The 16,134-nt window shown below is 53.3% G+C and carries 13 protein-coding genes and 1 rRNA gene; 7 read left to right on the top strand and 7 right to left on the bottom strand.

From position 1 onward, the window contains the following. Positions 1 to 603 (bottom strand): 16S ribosomal RNA (locus RB620_RS11050); the annotation flags it as partial. Positions 604 to 916: 313 nt separating this feature from the next. On the opposite strand from RB620_RS11050, the gene RB620_RS11045 reads away from it, so the two are divergent. Together RB620_RS11045 and glsA are read left to right on the top strand one after the other, a co-directional pair. After that, positions 917 to 1,717, top strand: coding sequence for an endonuclease/exonuclease/phosphatase family protein (locus RB620_RS11045; RefSeq protein ID WP_308094255.1), 801 nt, complete (start codon positions 917 to 919; stop codon positions 1,715 to 1,717). Positions 1,718 to 1,744: 27 nt separating this feature from the next. Continuing rightward, on the top strand, positions 1,745 to 2,707 hold the full coding sequence (gene glsA, locus RB620_RS11040) for a glutaminase A (RefSeq protein ID WP_308094253.1): 963 nt from the start codon (positions 1,745 to 1,747) through the stop codon (positions 2,705 to 2,707). A gap of 122 nt (positions 2,708 to 2,829) precedes the next feature. Here glsA and RB620_RS11035 read toward each other — a convergent pair whose 3' ends face one another. The 3 genes from RB620_RS11035 to arfA form a co-directional block, all read right to left on the bottom strand. Beyond that, on the bottom strand, positions 2,830 to 3,894 hold the full coding sequence (locus tag RB620_RS11035; RefSeq protein WP_308094252.1) for an S-layer homology domain-containing protein: 1,065 nt from the start codon (positions 3,892 to 3,894) through the stop codon (positions 2,830 to 2,832). Between the two features lie 151 nt (positions 3,895 to 4,045). After that, positions 4,046 to 4,954: an ArsR/SmtB family transcription factor gene (locus RB620_RS11030; protein ID WP_308094250.1), complete on the bottom strand. Its 909-nt coding sequence runs from the start codon at positions 4,952 to 4,954 to the stop codon at positions 4,046 to 4,048. A 96-nt stretch (positions 4,955 to 5,050) separates the two neighbouring features. Further along, on the bottom strand, positions 5,051 to 6,565 hold the full coding sequence (gene arfA, locus RB620_RS11025) for an arabinosylfuranosidase ArfA (RefSeq protein ID WP_308094248.1): 1,515 nt from the start codon (positions 6,563 to 6,565) through the stop codon (positions 5,051 to 5,053). 266 nt (positions 6,566 to 6,831) lie between these two features. On the opposite strand from arfA, the gene RB620_RS11020 reads away from it, so the two are divergent. After that, positions 6,832 to 7,755, top strand: a complete 924-nt coding sequence (locus RB620_RS11020) for a GGDEF domain-containing protein (RefSeq protein ID WP_308094247.1) — start codon at positions 6,832 to 6,834, stop codon at positions 7,753 to 7,755. 26 nt (positions 7,756 to 7,781) lie between these two features. Here RB620_RS11020 and RB620_RS11015 read toward each other — a convergent pair whose 3' ends face one another. Continuing rightward, positions 7,782 to 9,053 (bottom strand): ATP-binding protein, encoded by a 1,272-nt coding sequence (locus tag RB620_RS11015; RefSeq protein WP_308094245.1) that lies wholly within the window; start codon positions 9,051 to 9,053, stop codon positions 7,782 to 7,784. A gap of 172 nt (positions 9,054 to 9,225) precedes the next feature. After that, entirely contained in the window at positions 9,226 to 10,002 is a 777-nt protein-coding gene (gene fabI / locus RB620_RS11010; protein ID WP_308094244.1) for an enoyl-ACP reductase FabI, read from the bottom strand. Between the two features lie 189 nt (positions 10,003 to 10,191). On the opposite strand from fabI, the gene RB620_RS11005 reads away from it, so the two are divergent. From RB620_RS11005 to RB620_RS10990, 4 genes are all read left to right on the top strand, one after another. Further along, entirely contained in the window at positions 10,192 to 11,655 is a 1,464-nt protein-coding gene (locus tag RB620_RS11005) for an MFS transporter (RefSeq protein WP_308094242.1), read from the top strand. 219 nt (positions 11,656 to 11,874) lie between these two features. Then, positions 11,875 to 13,332 (top strand): SpoVR family protein, encoded by a 1,458-nt coding sequence (locus tag RB620_RS11000; RefSeq protein ID WP_308094240.1) that lies wholly within the window; start codon positions 11,875 to 11,877, stop codon positions 13,330 to 13,332. 181 nt (positions 13,333 to 13,513) lie between these two features. Then, positions 13,514 to 14,932 (top strand): PepSY-associated TM helix domain-containing protein, encoded by a 1,419-nt coding sequence (locus tag RB620_RS10995; RefSeq protein WP_308094239.1) that lies wholly within the window; start codon positions 13,514 to 13,516, stop codon positions 14,930 to 14,932. A 15-nt stretch (positions 14,933 to 14,947) separates the two neighbouring features. Next, entirely contained in the window at positions 14,948 to 15,445 is a 498-nt protein-coding gene (locus tag RB620_RS10990) for a FixH family protein (RefSeq protein ID WP_308094237.1), read from the top strand. 187 nt (positions 15,446 to 15,632) lie between these two features. On the opposite strand, the gene RB620_RS10985 is transcribed toward RB620_RS10990, so the two are convergent. Continuing rightward, positions 15,633 to 16,019 (bottom strand): hypothetical protein, encoded by a 387-nt coding sequence (locus RB620_RS10985; RefSeq protein WP_308094236.1) that lies wholly within the window; start codon positions 16,017 to 16,019, stop codon positions 15,633 to 15,635. Positions 16,020 to 16,134: the final 115 nt, after the last annotated feature.

The raw sequence follows: 16,134 nt of genomic DNA, 5'->3' as shown, positions 1-16,134 counted from the left end.
ATTAACCGCCTGCGCGCGCTTTACGCCCAATAATTCCGGACAACGCTTGCCCCCTACGTATTACCGCGGCTGCTGGCACGTAGTTAGCCGGGGCTTTCTTCTCAGGTACCGTCACCTTGGGAGCAGTTACTCTCCCAAGCGTTCTTCCCTGGCAACAGAGCTTTACGATCCGAAAACCTTCATCACTCACGCGGCGTTGCTCCGTCAGGCTTTCGCCCATTGCGGAAGATTCCCTACTGCTGCCTCCCGTAGGAGTCTGGGCCGTGTCTCAGTCCCAGTGTGGCCGATCACCCTCTCAGGTCGGCTACGCATCGTCGCCTTGGTGAGCCGTTACCTCACCAACTAGCTAATGCGCCGCAGGTCCATCTATAAGCGACAGATTGCTCCGTCTTTCCCGAATCGGCCATGCGACCAATTCGCGTATCCGGTATTAGCATTCGTTTCCGAATGTTATCCCAGTCTTACAGGCAGGTTACCTACGTGTTACTCACCCGTCCGCCGCTAACCATCAGGAGTGCAAGCACTCCATCAGATCCGCTCGACTTGCATGTATTAGGCACGCCGCCAGCGTTCGTCCTGAGCCAGGATCAAACTCTCCATAAAAGTGTTTGATAGCTCTAAAACGTTGTTGCTATTTCGATCATTATGTTTACGAAGTGTTTTGCTTCGCAAAACTTAAGATCGGGCAGTTTCGCTCGTTGTTCAGTTTTCAAAGAACAATCTTTTCTTTCGTCCGAACCGTGTATGTCTCGGCCGGAATTAGAATATACCATGACCCGTCCAAATTGGTCAAGCCTTTTCGGAAACTTTTTTTAAAATGATCGGAAATCGCATCATAAAAGGGACGGTGGGATGATTTATTGAATTCCGTTATAATCGGATTATCGTTATATTTTCAAATGAAAGAGGTACAAGCATGAAACTAAACGTGATGACATTTAATTTGAGGGTTAACGTACCTTCCGACGGCGAAAATGCTTGGCCGTATCGCAAGGAGCAAGCTGCCGCGGTGATCCGGGAGATGCGTCCGCTGCTCGTCGGAACGCAGGAAGGACGCTACGCGATGCTGAATGAGCTGGATGCCCTCCTTCCGGCTTACAGCCGCATTGGCGAAGGACGCGCGGGTTATGAGAGTGGAGACGAAGGCCTTGACGAATGCTGCGCGATCTATTACGACCATGGACAGCTAAAGCTCGTCGAGCATGGGCAATTTTGGCTTTCGGAAACGCCTGATTCGCCTTCCGGCCGCGCTTGGGATGCGGACTACCCGAGATTTTGCTCATGGGCGCGTTTCGAATGGGCGGATGCGCCGGAAGAGCAGTTCTATTTGTTCAACACGCATTTCGACCATGTCGGCCAGCAAGCCCGCGAGGAAAGCGCGAAGCTGATCCTGCGGAAGATCGCATCAATTAGCGAGCGGGAAGAGTATCCCTTTATCGTAACGGGAGATCTCAACTGTTATCCGGACGATCCCGCCATTCGAACATTAAAGGCTGAGTTAACGGATGTTTACGAGTCGTACGAAGGACCCGTCGGGCGTACGTTCCATGATTTCCAGGGCGGCCTCGAGGGCGAGCCGATCGACTATATTTTCGCAAGCGGCGATGTTTCCGTTGTAGAAACAACCGTGTATAGAGGTTCAAACGATGGAGTCTATCCGTCTGATCATTATCCAGTCATGGCTCAGCTCGCATTCGAGTCCAAACGTCAACCCTAGTTCAAGTCCTGAGGAGGCCGCGCCAACATGAGGATTAGCAACGATACGAACCCATCCAACGAACTAAACATACTGCGCGGGCGACTGCCCGAATGGGTGGCTGCCAGCAAGCTGCAGTGCAAAGGCGGTAAAGTCGCATCCTATATTCCCGAGTTGTCCAAAGCGCCGGGCGGCGCGCTTGGCATCCATATCGTCGATGCGCACGGGAATACGGCTACCGCGGGCGATTGCGGACTTTCTTTTACGATGCAGAGCATCTCGAAGGTGTTCACGCTGCTGCTTGCCCTCATAGATAACGGTGAAGACGTCGTCTTCGATAAAGTCGGGATGGAGCCGACCGGAGACAACTTCAACTCCATGCTGAAGCTTGAGCTTGTGCAGCCCGGCATTCCTTTTAATCCGCTTATCAATGCCGGAGCCATCGCGATCTCGTCGCTTATTGCAGGAGACACCGCTGAAGAGAAATCCGATCGGACGCTCGCGTTTTTCCGCAAATTATCCCGCAACGATTCGCTTAATTACGATCTCGCCGTATACGAATCGGAAGCGGAATTCGCCGATCTGAATCGCTCTATGGCCTACTTCCTGAAGGATAACGGTGTTCTGAAGGGAAAGGTGGACGATGTCCTCGACGTCTATTTCCGCCATTGTTCCATTAACGCGACCTGCTCCGATCTTGCGCGGATGGCGCTTGTGCTCGCTTTCGACGGGACGGATCCGATTTCGGGAACGGAGCTTGTCCCGAGGCGATATGTCCAGATCGCCAAGACGTTCATGGTGACCTGCGGCATGTACAACGCGTCGGGGGAGTTCGCGATCGAGGTTGGTCTTCCCGCGAAAAGCGGAGTGGCCGGAGGCATCCTGACGATGGTGCCGGGCCGTTACGGCATCGGTCTCGTCGGCCCTGCCTTGAATCCGAAAGGCAACAGCATCGCGGGCGTTCATCTGCTCGAGACGATGTCGAAGGAGCTGGATTGGAGTTTGTTTTGACAAGGTGAAACGACTGTCTGTCGCCTTCTTTGGCGGCATGGCGCATTTCATTCCGAGAATCAACCAAAGAAGGAGAGCATGCCTATTCGCATCTTCTCCTTCTTCGTTATCACACGTGTATTTTATTCTTCGTAGATCGCGTAAATTTTCCAAGTGCCGTCGTCTGTTTTCTTCATGTAGTAATGACCGTCGCTGGACACTGTCTCCGTTTGCTGTTCTCCGTCATAAGCGTACGTGAATTGCCATGTGCCGCCGGTCGATTTAATAACCGCGAAGCGGTCGGAAACAGCCGTCACTTCCAGGTTCCTGGCTCCTGTCTCTCCAACGCTGATCGCAATGCCGTCCTTAACGAGATCCTGCATACCTTCAATATATTGTTCGAGCGACACAAGCTGGAATGCGGTGTATTGTTTCGAAAGCAAATCGCCGAGCCCTTGAATTTCGCCTTTGTTAATGGACTCGAGCTCCGCTTTGTCTGCATCTAGAATAACGGATTTCAGCATTTCTTCGTCAGGCAAATTGCTTTCCTGCAAATCTAGCGCGCGCTGGAGCATGACGACGGCTTGAGCGCGTTTCGCGTTCGCGAACGGCTTGAATAGCCGCTCTTCCACGCCGTTGACGATGCCCGCTTCGTTCGCTTGCGCGATCGACTCCGTCGCAAAGTAATCCGACGCCGGAACGTCGTCGAACTGGACGTCCCCCGCTTCCTCGTTAAAGACAACCGTATCTTTGAACGCGCGGACGATCATCGTCGCGATTTCTCCGCGCTCGATCGGCTGATTCGGGCTGAACTCCGTTTCGGTTACGCCATTCACGACGCCAAGCGAGCTAGCGATCCGGACCGGCTCCGTAAACCATTCGCCGGCGGGAACGTCCGTGAAAGTTTGTCCCGCCTCCTCGCTCTTCAGACCAAGCGCGCGTACGAGAATCGCAACAAATTCGGCGCGAGTAATGCTTTTCTCCGGTTTCACCAATACATTGCCGCTAGCATCCTTATATCCCTTCAGCAAATCGGCGACGACAAAGTTGTCAATCTCCGAGTATGCCCAATGATCCTCAATATCGGTAGGAAAGTACATATCGAATGTCGTGCCTTCAGCCGCCTTCGCGATCGACGGTTGCAATGGAGCCACAAGCAGCATACCTGCCAGCAATGCGACCGTACCTTGCATAAATCCCTTTTTCACAATGATGTTCCTCTCTATGATGGATTCTTAACTCCTTTAGAAGAATAACAGAATCCACTAGGCAGAACCACAGGGAATTACAGGCGACAAACCTCGTTAGCCGGCTACTTCCCACTGGAGCTGTCTGGCACCAGCTTACCGTATAATCCGCCTAGACCTCGTAATACACTTTGAAGACGATATCCTGATTGTAGTTGCCGAAGCCGCTGCCGTATAGCGTAATGCCTCCCGCATGTTTCGCTTCTTTTTTTACGCCGATCCGGAGCATCCATAAGTTGCGATCGAGCGCGATGTCCCGAAGTCCGACATCCGACATCCGCTGTCCGTCGATATACGTGCCATCCTCCTGAACGCGGATGAGCTTCAGCAGACCGTATTGGTTAACCCAATCCGGCCACCAGCTCGGCGAAAACTTGCCCCTCTTCTCGCCGTAATCGCCCGGACTCGTCCATGTGCCGATCTCGCTTCCATTCAACTGGAAGCTGATGTCCGACGGCCAATTCTCATTGACGCCGGGCGCCTCGGAGCCGATCTCGAGCATGATCTCCAGCGCATTCGGCTGCTGGGACGACAACAAATAATTCGGCACTTTGTATTCGACGAACCCGTAACCGAACCATAACACGCCAGCGTTCATCCGATCCGGCTCCAAGAAGTACCTCGGATCGTCGAACTGTCCGATAATGGACTCCCGCGTCGCGATCCCGCATGTCGGATGAACGTCGAATTCGGTGTAATGCCCGATCGGGATTATCGTTTCATGCGACTGCATCGCCTGATCGCGCTTATGTGGCAGCTCGATTTTGATCGATTGTTCGGCAAGCTCGCACATTTTGTGGGTGCCTCCATCCTTGCGAACCATCCGCGTATGCAGCAATCCCGCCGCCTCCAGCTTGCGGATATGCATCGTCACGATGGCGCTGCTCAGTCCCAGAGCCGCCGCGATATCCTTCACGTTTAATGCGCCGCCCGCGAGCAGCTCCAGTATCGCAAGCCGAACCTCCGAGGCCAGCGCCTCGTAAAGCGGCAGCCACCTCGCATCCGTATTCGCCTGTATCATTCCATCCCATCCTTCCACATGTTTCTATCATACAACAAGAGGGCACGGATAAGCAGCCAAAGCCGCAATCCGTCCCCTCGTTTTTCGATTCATTGGTTATGGCTGAAGCTTCACGCGAATCACATTCCAAGATGCCTTGCTCAGAACGGCTTCAATGCTCCCGCTCCCCGTCATCGCAGACCTGCCGCTCGCATGCGGCTTCACGTTATCCGGCTGCCATTCCGTATTCCTCGCCTTCAGATCGTCATGCTCGAGCACGATGTGCTCCAGAATCGTCACCGGACCGAAGCTCCTCAGGTCAATCTCGAAGGAAATCGCTTCATCGAGCGAGCGGTTGACGGCGAACACGGTCACCTCGCCAATCTCTACGTTATGAACGGCTACCGATTCCACGTAAGGCACATCCGTATATTCGGAGCTGTCGTACTTCGGCGACTGAAGGAGCGGAACAAGCGCTTGACCTCGGCCGAATAAGCTCGCGTGCATGTATGGATAATAGATCGTTTGTTTCCATGCACCTCCGCCGTTCCGCGTCATGATCGGAGCAATAACGTTCACCAGCTGCGCCATACACGCCATCTTCACGCGATCCGCCCGCTTCAGCAAACTGATGAGCATGCAGCCGACGACCAGGGCGTCTTCATGCGTATAGACATCCTCAAGCTGCGGCGGAGCGATCGACCATGGCTCCAGCTTGCTGTCGTGGTCATGGGAGTGGAACCATACGTTCCACTCGTCGAACGACAGATTGATTTTCTTCTTGCTCCGTTTCTTCGCTTGCACATAGTCGGCCGTCGAAATGACCGTATGGATGAACGCGTCCATGCCAACCGATTGCGCGAGGAAATTCGGCGTGTCGCTTTTCGGATTGCCGTAATATTGATGGATCGAAATATAATCCACGGTATCGTAGGTCAAATCGAGCACCGTCGCTTCCCATTCCGGGAACGTGGCCATCGAGCGGCTCGAGCTGCCGCATGCGACGAGCTCGATGGACGGGTCGACCAGCCGCATCGTTTTGCCGGCTTCGTTCGCAAGCCTTCCATATTCCACCGCCGTCTTGCTCCCGATCTGCCAAGGGCCGTCCATCTCGTTGCCCAAGCACCATGTCTTCACGCGATGCGGATCGTTGTAGCCATGGGAACGTCTCAGGTCGCTCCAATAGGTGCCCGAAGGATGATTCGAATACTCGATGAGGTTGCGCGCGTCGTCAATGCCGCGCGTTCCCAGATTGACGGCCATCATCGCTTCCGTGCCGGCTTTGCCGCACCAGTCCATAAATTCATTGAAGCCGAACCAATTCGGCTCGATCGTGCGCCAGGCAAGCTCCAGCCGCTTTGGCCGCTCCGACAGCGGGCCTACGCCGTCTTCCCAGTTGTAGCCCGAAACGAAGTTTCCGCCCGGATAACGAACGATCGGCACCTGAAGGCCTCTGACGAGCTCCAGCACGTCGGAGCGAAAGCCCTGCTCATCCGCTTCCGGATGCTCCTTCTCGTAAATCCCCCCATATACGGCTCTTCCCAAATGTTCGATAAAAGATCCATAAATGCGTTCGTCCACCTTGCCGACCACAAAATCCTTATCCACGATCATCTTCGCTTGCTGCCCCATTACCATGCACCTCGCTATCATTATTATCGATAGGTTTATTAAACTATAAACATTGGATTAATTCAATACTTAATTTTTATGCATTAGAATTAATATATTTATTATTTTAAAGGTCGAGGGATACGATTTAATATGAAAAGGGATAAATTTCTACTATGTCCTAAAAACGGTTGAGTCCCGGCATGGAATCGTCTACTATGGAACTAGAACCTGTCTATTTGGTAAAAAAGTCCTATTCCGCTTATTATTCAGCAGGAGATGAGAACATGAGCCGTCAGATTCGTTCATTTGAGGACGCCGCCCGGCTATCCTTGCATTCGTTGAAGCATCTGCTCGATATCGATACCGTCTGCTTCGCCATTCAAGAAGGCATGTTGCTGCGCGTTATCCAATCCTATAACCGGAACGAGAACGGAATCGATGCCGGCGATACCCTTCCCATCCTCTATGATCCCATGCCTGATTCCGATCGTTACTCTCCTTTCGCGCCTCCAACCTACATCTCGGTACTTCATCTTGCGGAAGATATACGGTTCAACGGCTGTAGGTCGGCTCAGAAATTCCCGCATGGCTCGTTAGCCAGCTTTCCGATCATGAATGCGGACCACACGGCTCCGATCGGCTCCATTGTTTTGCTTCACTCGGCTCCGATTGCCTTGTCGGCAGGACAAGTCGAACTTCTGCTTGCCATGTCGTCGCAAGCCGGGTATATGATCGGGCTGGAGAACGCATGCGTAACCGACAGCCTCACCGGCTTATTTAATCGGCGATATCTTGCTCATCTGTGCGGCTGCGGTTCGGACAAACGGTATAGCGTGTTGTTCATCGACATAGACGACTTTAAAGCGATCAACGACCGTTACGGCCATGATACCGGAGACGCGCTGCTGCAAGAAGTGGCTGGCCGGCTTAGGAACAGCGTTCGAAAGTCCGATGTTATTATCCGTTACGGAGGCGACGAGTTTATCGTCTGCCTTCAGCATCTTGCCGGCAAGCACGACCTGCAGATCGTCGCGGACAAAATCAAGCTCGCGTTGAAGCAGCCCTACCGGCTGAAAGGCGATTTCGTGTCCGTATACGCCAGTGTGGGAATGAGCTCCAGAAGCGGCAGCGACTCAAGTCTGCGGGAGCTCATTAACGAGGCGGACCAATCCATGTACGGATTGAAGCAATACGACAAGAACCATTGACCGGAGTCAATGGTTCTTGATTATTTTTATATAGTCGACCGGTATCGGTTTAAGTGAATTTCGCAGATCGTGCCTTGATTCGGCTTGCTGCGAAACATGATTTTGCCGTTCATCGCCTTGACCAGACTCATGACGACCATAAGTCCAAGCCCCGTTCCACTCTCCTTGGTGGAGAAATACGGCATCCCGATTTGCTTCAGCTGATCTTGGTCCATCCCGACGCCCGTATCGCGAATCAAAATTTGCGCGTGCTCGCCAACCGATCGGCTATGCACGGTAAGCAATCCGCCGCTCTCGGTCATCGACTCGATCGCGTTCTTCATAATATTTAACATGCATTGCTGAAATTGCTTCGGCTCCGCGCTTATGTAGAGAGGATCTTCGGACATATGATGCGTCACGATCGAGACGTTCGACTGCACGGCATAGGGCTGAAGCCATTTGACGACGCCTTCGATCTCGGCCGCGACGTTCAACTGCTTCGGAATTTCGTTGTTCGGCTTGGAGAAATTCAAGTAATCCGTGATGATGCTGTTCGCATGATCCAATCCTTCGAAGGCGAACTTACGGTATCGCTCGAAATTTTCTTTGGTCAGCTTATCGTAATTCATGAGCTGCAAGAACCCTCGCGTCGTCGTAAGCGGGTTGCGGATCTCATGCGAGATCGAAGCAGCCAGCTGGCCGATCGTCTGGTATTTCTCGGAAAGATTAAGCTCTTTCTGCAAATGGATCTGATTTTTCACGAAAAAGGATAGGAAGGCGACCATCCATGCGGAGACGAGCGCCGCCGGAATGAATAATAGCAGCTCCTCCGGACTCGCCGAGAGGGTATCGCTGATTCTCCAATCGACTCCCAGATAAGTGCCCAAATAAAGCGACGTTCCGATGAGCGTAAACGACGACATGCGGAACAACGAGTTGATCGGCAATTTGGTCACGGCGACAATGCCCAAGCCTACAAGTACGGTTGTACTGGCAACGACGGGCTCCCACGCGTTCCCGAGCAGAAAAATACTTGCCCCGGTCATGATGACGATGCACACACTGCTAGCTGTCCAACGATAATAAAGGATCGCAAGCGCCAGGCAGATCGGCGTCATATATAAAGCGAAGACGGCAGGATCGGGACGCTCGACGGCCAAATAAGCCACGACGATCAGACTGCTTACGCAAATGTAAGTAATCAGTTGCTTCTTCGGATGGAACTTATGTTTCGGCGAAACGAGCAAATAAGCCATACACGCCATGACAACAAATAGAAAGCTATGCACGACATGCGCCCACAAGTCATGGCTCAAGTCCGTCAATCCCTTCTAGGAATTAGTAAGCTTCTAACCTCTCCATTCGTTTGCTTAAACGATTAATTCGACACAAATCGATGTAACCCTTCTTCGCGTAGGGCTCACAACCTATTTTTATTCGATTTTCATAAAACAGAAAACCGCCCTGTCGAAGGACGGTTCGGCCGGCTCATAGGCCAAGAATATGATATCCGGAATCCACGTGAAGCACTTCGCCCGTCACTCCCCGAGACAGATCGCTGAGCAAAAACAGCGTGGCGTCCCCTACCTCGTCTTGGTCGACGTTCCGCCTCAGCGGAGCCTTCTCTTCAATCGTCGCCATAATATCGTTGAAGCCGGACACCCCTTTGGCGGCCAATGTCCGTATGGGGCCGGCGGATACCGCATTGACCCGGATGCCGTATTTGCCGAGGTCTTCCGCCAAATATCTGACGCTTGCCTCCAATGAAGCTTTGGCTACTCCCATGACGTTGTAATTTCGGACGACGCGCTCTGCTCCGATATAGGTTTGCGTAACGATTCCGCCGCCTTCGCTCATCCACTTTTTGGCTTCTCGTGCTACGGCAACGAAGGAATACGCGCTTGCGTTCTGGGCGAGCAGGAACCCTTCCCTCGAGGTGTCCACGTATTCGCCTTTGAGCTCATCCTTATCCGCGAACGCGATGGAATGCGCCACCCCGTGAATGATTCCCGCCCGCTCGCCAATCTGATGAAACGCGGTGGCGATGCTCGCATCGTCGGAAACGTCGCAGGAAACCGTCAAAAGCGGCTGAATGCCTGCGTCCTCCAACAGCTTGGAAAGCTTGAGGAAGGAACGTTCCTTCCGATAAGTAAAAATAAGATTGGCACCAGCCCGATGCAGCGATTTGGCGATTCCCCATCCAATGCTTCTTTCGTTCGCGACGCCCATCACGACCACGTTTTTGCCAGCCATCCAATTGTACATCCCGCACCTCCGTTGACTTTGTATATCCAGTATTCAGGATTAGCACCTGAGTTTAGTATCTGATACTAATTTTTTAATATCTTATCAATCTTTAACGTTTGGTGTCAATCCGCGCTTAGCCAACATGCGGGCGTTCTTAAATGGTAGAATAGGTTAACGTGTTGTTCATAAAACGGAGGAGATCATCAGGTGAGGATTCATCCAATCGCTATATTACGCCTCGCGGGCCTGCTTGACGGGTTATCGCTGCTGCTGTTGCTGGCTGTCGCCATGCCTTTGAAATACGTATGGGGAATGGACCAAGCCGTCACGGTGATGGGAAGCATTCACGGCGGGGTTTTCATTCTTTATATGGCAGCCATTCTTTATTCCGCGCTTCGGGTGAAGTGGAATATCCTCTGGCCCGCGGCTGCGCTCGCCGCTGCGTTCGTCCCGTTTGGCAACTTCATACTGGACTGGCAGCTTAAGAAAGCGCAAGCCAAATATGCCGTCACGACTTTTAATGTCGCGCTGCTCGTATACAGCATCGTGTTTTTTTCATTTTTCGATTTATTCGCGCAGCTTCCCGTCATGAGCACGTTCGCGGCTTCCGTCGGCGCCAGCTCTTTTGTTGTCGGCTTCGTCATCGGGCTGTATTCGTTGTCCAATACGCTTGGCAACATCATGTCGGGCATCTTGACAGACAAGGTCGGTCCTTTCAAAATGCTGATGGCCGGCTTGCTCTTGTCGAGCGGAGCTTTGCTTCTGTACCACTTCGTCGATCGGCCCGGCTTGCTTATCGCCGTCCGAATCCTGCACGGTTTCGTCGCGGGGCTCATCGTCCCGGCCGCATTCACGTACTCCGCGAATACGACGGCGGGAGATCAGCAAGGGCGTAAGGTCGCCTTCACCGGCACGTTCGTCGGACTCGCGGCCATTATCGGACCCGCGTTCAGCGGAATCACGGCCAGCAAAACATCCGTGCCTTTCGTTTTCACGTGCGTCTCGGCGCTTGGATTATTGCTTGCGCTTTTGTCCGCCGTTTTTCTAGGCAAACAAAAGCTTGAGAAAAAATCGAATGGCGATGCAGCCGACGGCCGTTCGGGATTGAAGATAAACGCGGGTGTCGCAAAGGCATACGCAGGAGCTTTCTTCCTTATGTTCTCGCAGGGCGCCATCGCGTATTTGCTGCCCTTGTACGTCCAGTCGCTCGGTTACGATTCCAGATTAAGCGGCACCTTGATGAGCACCTTCGGGATCGTTGCCGTCCTTCTTTTTGTTCTTCCTACTAACCGTCTATTCGATCGGGCAGCGCCTTCGGTTACGATGGCCATCGGAGTCGGATTGATGGGAATCAGCCAGCTCGTAATCAGCCAAGCCGCATCCACGCTTGCTCTATATAGCGTGCTGGGACTGTACGGAGTTGGTTTCGCCTTCCTATTCCCATCCATCAATACATTGCTCATCAAAGCGACGCCGGCTGAGCTGCGCGGCAAAGCATACGGCTACTTCTACGCCTTCTTCTCGCTTGGCGTCGTCGCCGGCTCATCCGTGCTTGGCTGGCTAACCTTCGGCATCGTCGAAGGATTTCGTTTCACGGGCATCCTCTTGCTGCTGGTTGCCGGTTTCTCGGCTTTCGGCGGACAGAGGAAACGGGCGTTTATTCGGCAATGAGAAAACCTCTGTCGAGGCTTTTCGAAGATGGGCGACCGCGCTTAAAGGTAGGTTTTATCGCCAATAAGAATTAATAAGCTTCCGACAAGCTCGGAAACTTATTAATTCTTATGTGGTGTACAAATCGGATCGACGCGACCGTCCTTTCATCCTCATATCTTCTCCCCCGTCCACATACATATGGTATGAACCGTATTTAGGAATTCGGAGGGATGATCGATGAAACAGGATGAGATTCGGGCGCTGGAGCGGGCGATCGATGAAATAACGGAAATCGCGCAAGGCTTCGGGCTCGACTTCTACCAGATGAGGTACGAGATTTGCCCGGCAGACATCATCTATACGTTCGGGGCGTACGGCATGCCGACCCGCTTCAGCCATTGGAGCTTCGGCAAAACGTTTAACAAAATGAAGATGCAATACGATTTTGGCCTGAGCAAAATATACGAGCTTGTTATTAACTCCAATCCGTGTTACGCGTTCCTGCTGGAGGGCAACTCGCTGATCCAGAACAAGCTAATCGTCGCGCACGTGCTTGCCCACTGCGATTTCTTCAAGAACAACGCGAGATTCGGCGTCTCCAACCGCAATATGGTCGAGAGCATGTCCGCGACGGCGGACCGGATTCACCAATACGAGATGCAATATGGCTCCGAAGCGGTCGAGAAGTTCATCGATGCCATCCTGGCGATCCAGGAGCATGTCGACCCGACGCTCATCAAGCCTTACCAGCTGGATAAGAAGCGGTACATCGAGATGAGCAATAAGGAAATGGACCGTTCCGCCAAACAGTCACCTCCGCTCGGCTCCTCGTACGACGATCTGTGGGATCTCGACGAGGAGACGGTGGCGGCCGCCGCCGCGCAGGCCGAAGCGAAGGCCGCGGACGCGAAGCGGTTCCCGCCTAGGCCGGAGAAGGATATCGTCTGGTTCATCGAAGAATATTCGACCATCCTCGAGGATTGGCAGCGCGACATCCTGTCCATGCTGCGCGACGAAATGCTTTATTTCTGGCCGCAGCTCGAGACTAAAATCATGAACGAAGGCTGGGCTTCGTATTGGCATCAGCGCATCATCCGCGAGCTTGATCTAACGAGCGACGAAACGATCGAATTCGCCAAACTTAATTCGTCCGTCGTCGTCCCGTCGAGGCATAGCCTCAACCCCTATTATCTCGGGCTGAAAATTTTCGAGGACATCGAGAAGCGCTGGGACAATCCTACGAAAGAAGAGCAAATACGGTTCGGCCGGGTGCCGGGCAAAGGAAGGGAGAAAATGTTCGAGGTGCGCGAGTTCGATTCCGACATCTCCTTCCTCCGCAACTATTTGACCAAGGAGCTCGTCGACGACCTCGACCTGTATATTTTCGAGAAGAAGGGGCCGGAATGGAAAATCACGGACAAATCGTGGGAGAACATCCGTGACCAGCTCGTCTATTCCAAAGTGAACGGCGGTTTCCCGACGCTGATGGTAAAGGACGGCGACTTCAACCGCGTAGGCGAGCTATACCTCATCCACCAGTACGAGGGAACCGAGCTCGACTTGAAATACGTGGAGCGGACGCTGCCCTACGTCGTGCAGGTATGGGGAAAAAACGTCCATTTGGAAACCATCGTCGAGGACAAAAAAATCGTGTTCAGCTGCGACGGCAAAAAAACGAGCAGGAAGTTTCTGTAACGATCAAGCTATTGCTGGAACGGGACCCGCTATCCGCGGGTCTTTTTTATGTCCAATTTGTGAGACAGACCAACCGTTCCGATCGATTATCTGCAGCGCTAGCCCTTTCGAGTCATCCCGCCGCCTAACGATGCCGCTATAATAAGTCCGTATCGGATCATGAAAGAAACGGGGTCATACTATGTGCGCAATGCCACTCGAGCAATTAAAACCAACAACGGAGATCGATCGGAAGAACCAGCCTAGCGGAAAGCTGCGTCAAGCGGTGTACCAATCGGTTTGGCGGTGGCATTTTTATGCCGGACTTATTTTCACGCCGTTCCTGATCATACTGGCGTTCAGCGGAGGCGTTTATTTGTTCAAGCCGCAAATCGAAGGGGTTCTGTACAAGGATATGTTGACGGTACGCGAGGTCGGGGAGACGCCGATGCCGCCTGATGCGATCATCGCGAAAACGATAAACGCTTATCCGGGTACCACCGTGTCCTCCATTACGCTAGCGGACGATCCAAAGGCCAGTTATAAACTGTCCGCCGTACGGAACGGAGCCGCAACGACGATGTATGCGGATCCCTATACGGGCCATGTGCTCGGCATGCTGGACAGCGACAAGACGTTCGCGGCTTTCTTCAAAAAAATGCATAGCGAGCTTGTCGTCGGAGGCACGTTCGCCAACCGTGTGGTCGAGCTTGCCGCCTGCTGGGCGATCATCTTGCTATTGACGGGACTTTACCTATGGTGGCCGCGAGGCCGAACGGCCCTATGGGGAACCGTGCTGCCGAGGCTGAGCAAACCCGGCAGCCGAACTTTCTGGCGCGATCTACACGCTGTGCCGGCGTTCTGGATATCGCTTCTCCTGCTGCTCGTGATCTTAGGCGGACTACCGTGGTCCGGCATTCTCGGAGGCCAGATCGAAAAGTTCGCGAACGTGACGAATACGAATACGCCGCCATACGCGTATAGCTTTATGCCCGGACCCGAATCCGTCACCGTGGCCAAGGATATCGCGGAGGATTTGCCTTGGGCGGCAGAGAGCTTGCCGGTGCCGGTATCCGCCTCGGGCGGGTACATCACGCTTAGCGTGAACGACGTGGAGGTCATTGCGGATGGCCAAGGCGTAAAGAAACCCTATACGATTACGATGCCGAGAGGGGAAACCGGCGTATTCACCGTTTCCACCGCACATGACAAACCGGGCCGCAACGCCACGCTCCACTTGGATCAATACAGCGGCGCCGTCCTGACGGATGTTCGTTTCGCGGATTACGGTATGACAGCCAAGCTGATTAGTTGGGGCATCGCCTTCCACGAAGGCAAATTATTCGGGCTTGCCAACCAGCTGCTCGGGCTGATTGCTTGCTTAGGCCTCATTCTGATCGCGTTCAGCTCCTACGTCATGTGGCGCAAACGCAAGCCGGAAGGCAAGCTTGGCGCACCCGCCAATCCGAAAAACAACAAAGCGACGATCGGCGTAGTGGCCATTTTGCTGATCTGCGGCGCGCTTATGCCGCTTGTCGGTTTATCTATTCTGGTCGTCCTTGCGATCGACCTGTTGATCATCCGCAGAATCAAGCCGCTTCGGCGATGGTTCTCGGTTTAAAGGAAGGAGCACACGATGATGAAACAAAGTTGGATTCAAACGGCCGCAATTACCGTCTACGCGTCGATCTCGCTTCTCGTTAGCGGCTGCACGGCGAATGTCCCGGAGGTAGACGAGACAGGGCTTCCGCCGCATATCGCCGTAAGACTGAACCTGCCGCCGCAGGTGGAACGCGGGAAAGAATCCTTATATTCCGTGGAGATCCTTCACGGAGGTACGCCAGTGGAAGGCGCGGAATCGGCCGAGTTCGTCGTTTGGCCGGAGGGAGCTCCGCAGGACGCATTCTCCGTGGCCGCGTCGGAAACGTCTCCCGGCGTATACAGCGCCGCGATAACGATGCAGGAAGACGGTTTATACGTCGTGCAGTCGCGTTTGAAGGCAGACGGCGATCAAGTCATGCCAGCCAAGAGGGTGGTGATCGGCGCCGATGCAGTGGAACGATTGGCCCTTTTGCAGGCCGCGCAAGCACAAGGCGGTACTGCCCAAGAAGCGGAAGGCGGCCATCCCCACTGAGGAGAGACACGAGAATACCCCTGGAAAGAACCGGCTAACGAGCCATTCTTCCAGGGGTATTTTGTTTCCGGCCTATCGTCTAAGGCATGCCGAACCATTCGGCGAAGGATTTGCTTACTCGATCCAGGGTTCAATCCGATGCCTCGTCGACCAACGCCTGCACGCATGAGCTGGATGCTCTTCACAATTATTGAATTTCGACCGGCTTTTTCTTCGTCACGTGAAGATCGCCCGTGTACAGATGGACGAACACTTCGTTAATGCCTGATTGCGTAAACGTATAGTCAGCCTCGAAAATGTTGTCGCCTTCATACACGGCATCGATGAATTCGGATTTGTCGCCTTTTCGGATCTCGAAAGAAACGGTAGCCGACTTGTTCAGCTCGATGCCCGTGAATTGCCCGGACAAACGAACCTTTGAATTAGGCTGCGCCGGAGACGGATTCGTCGTGACGGAAACATCGACATTCGCTGGATCGACGGAGGTTTCCGGCGTTGATGAACAGGCCGTCATTAAAACGAACGAAAGAACGGCCAAAACAGTCAAAGCGCTTTTTTTTGAGAATACGAACAAAGCTGCACCTGCTTTCCAACCATGGTTTCTATTATTTTAACATTAGCGCAAGCGGAATCGTATGACTCAAAAGGGCTATAGCCTTGAACATCGCGTGAACATGCGGTCAAAAACT

The organism is Paenibacillus sp. LHD-117 (assembly GCF_030929555.1).
Taxonomy (GTDB): Bacteria; Bacillota; Bacilli; order Paenibacillales; family Paenibacillaceae; genus Pristimantibacillus.
The sequence above is the reverse complement of the archived record's forward strand: the minus strand, read 5'-3'. Positions and strand labels throughout refer to the sequence as shown.

What these genes read in the sequence shown, in the direction of transcription:
- fabI (WP_308094244.1), bottom strand. Translation starts at nt 10,002, where the DNA reads ATGTACAATTGGATGGCTGGCAAAAACGTGGTCGTGATGGGCGTCGCG.
- RB620_RS10995 (WP_308094239.1), top strand. Translation starts at nt 13,514, where the DNA reads ATGTGCGCAATGCCACTCGAGCAATTAAAACCAACAACGGAGATCGAT.
- arfA (WP_308094248.1), bottom strand. Translation starts at nt 6,565, where the DNA reads ATGGGGCAGCAAGCGAAGATGATCGTGGATAAGGATTTTGTGGTCGGC.
- RB620_RS11030 (WP_308094250.1), bottom strand. Translation starts at nt 4,954, where the DNA reads ATGATACAGGCGAATACGGATGCGAGGTGGCTGCCGCTTTACGAGGCG.
- RB620_RS11045 (WP_308094255.1), top strand. Translation starts at nt 917, where the DNA reads ATGAAACTAAACGTGATGACATTTAATTTGAGGGTTAACGTACCTTCC.
- RB620_RS11000 (WP_308094240.1), top strand. Translation starts at nt 11,875, where the DNA reads ATGAAACAGGATGAGATTCGGGCGCTGGAGCGGGCGATCGATGAAATA.
- RB620_RS10990 (WP_308094237.1), top strand. Translation starts at nt 14,948, where the DNA reads ATGATGAAACAAAGTTGGATTCAAACGGCCGCAATTACCGTCTACGCG.
- glsA (WP_308094253.1), top strand. Translation starts at nt 1,745, where the DNA reads ATGAGGATTAGCAACGATACGAACCCATCCAACGAACTAAACATACTG.
- RB620_RS11020 (WP_308094247.1), top strand. Translation starts at nt 6,832, where the DNA reads ATGAGCCGTCAGATTCGTTCATTTGAGGACGCCGCCCGGCTATCCTTG.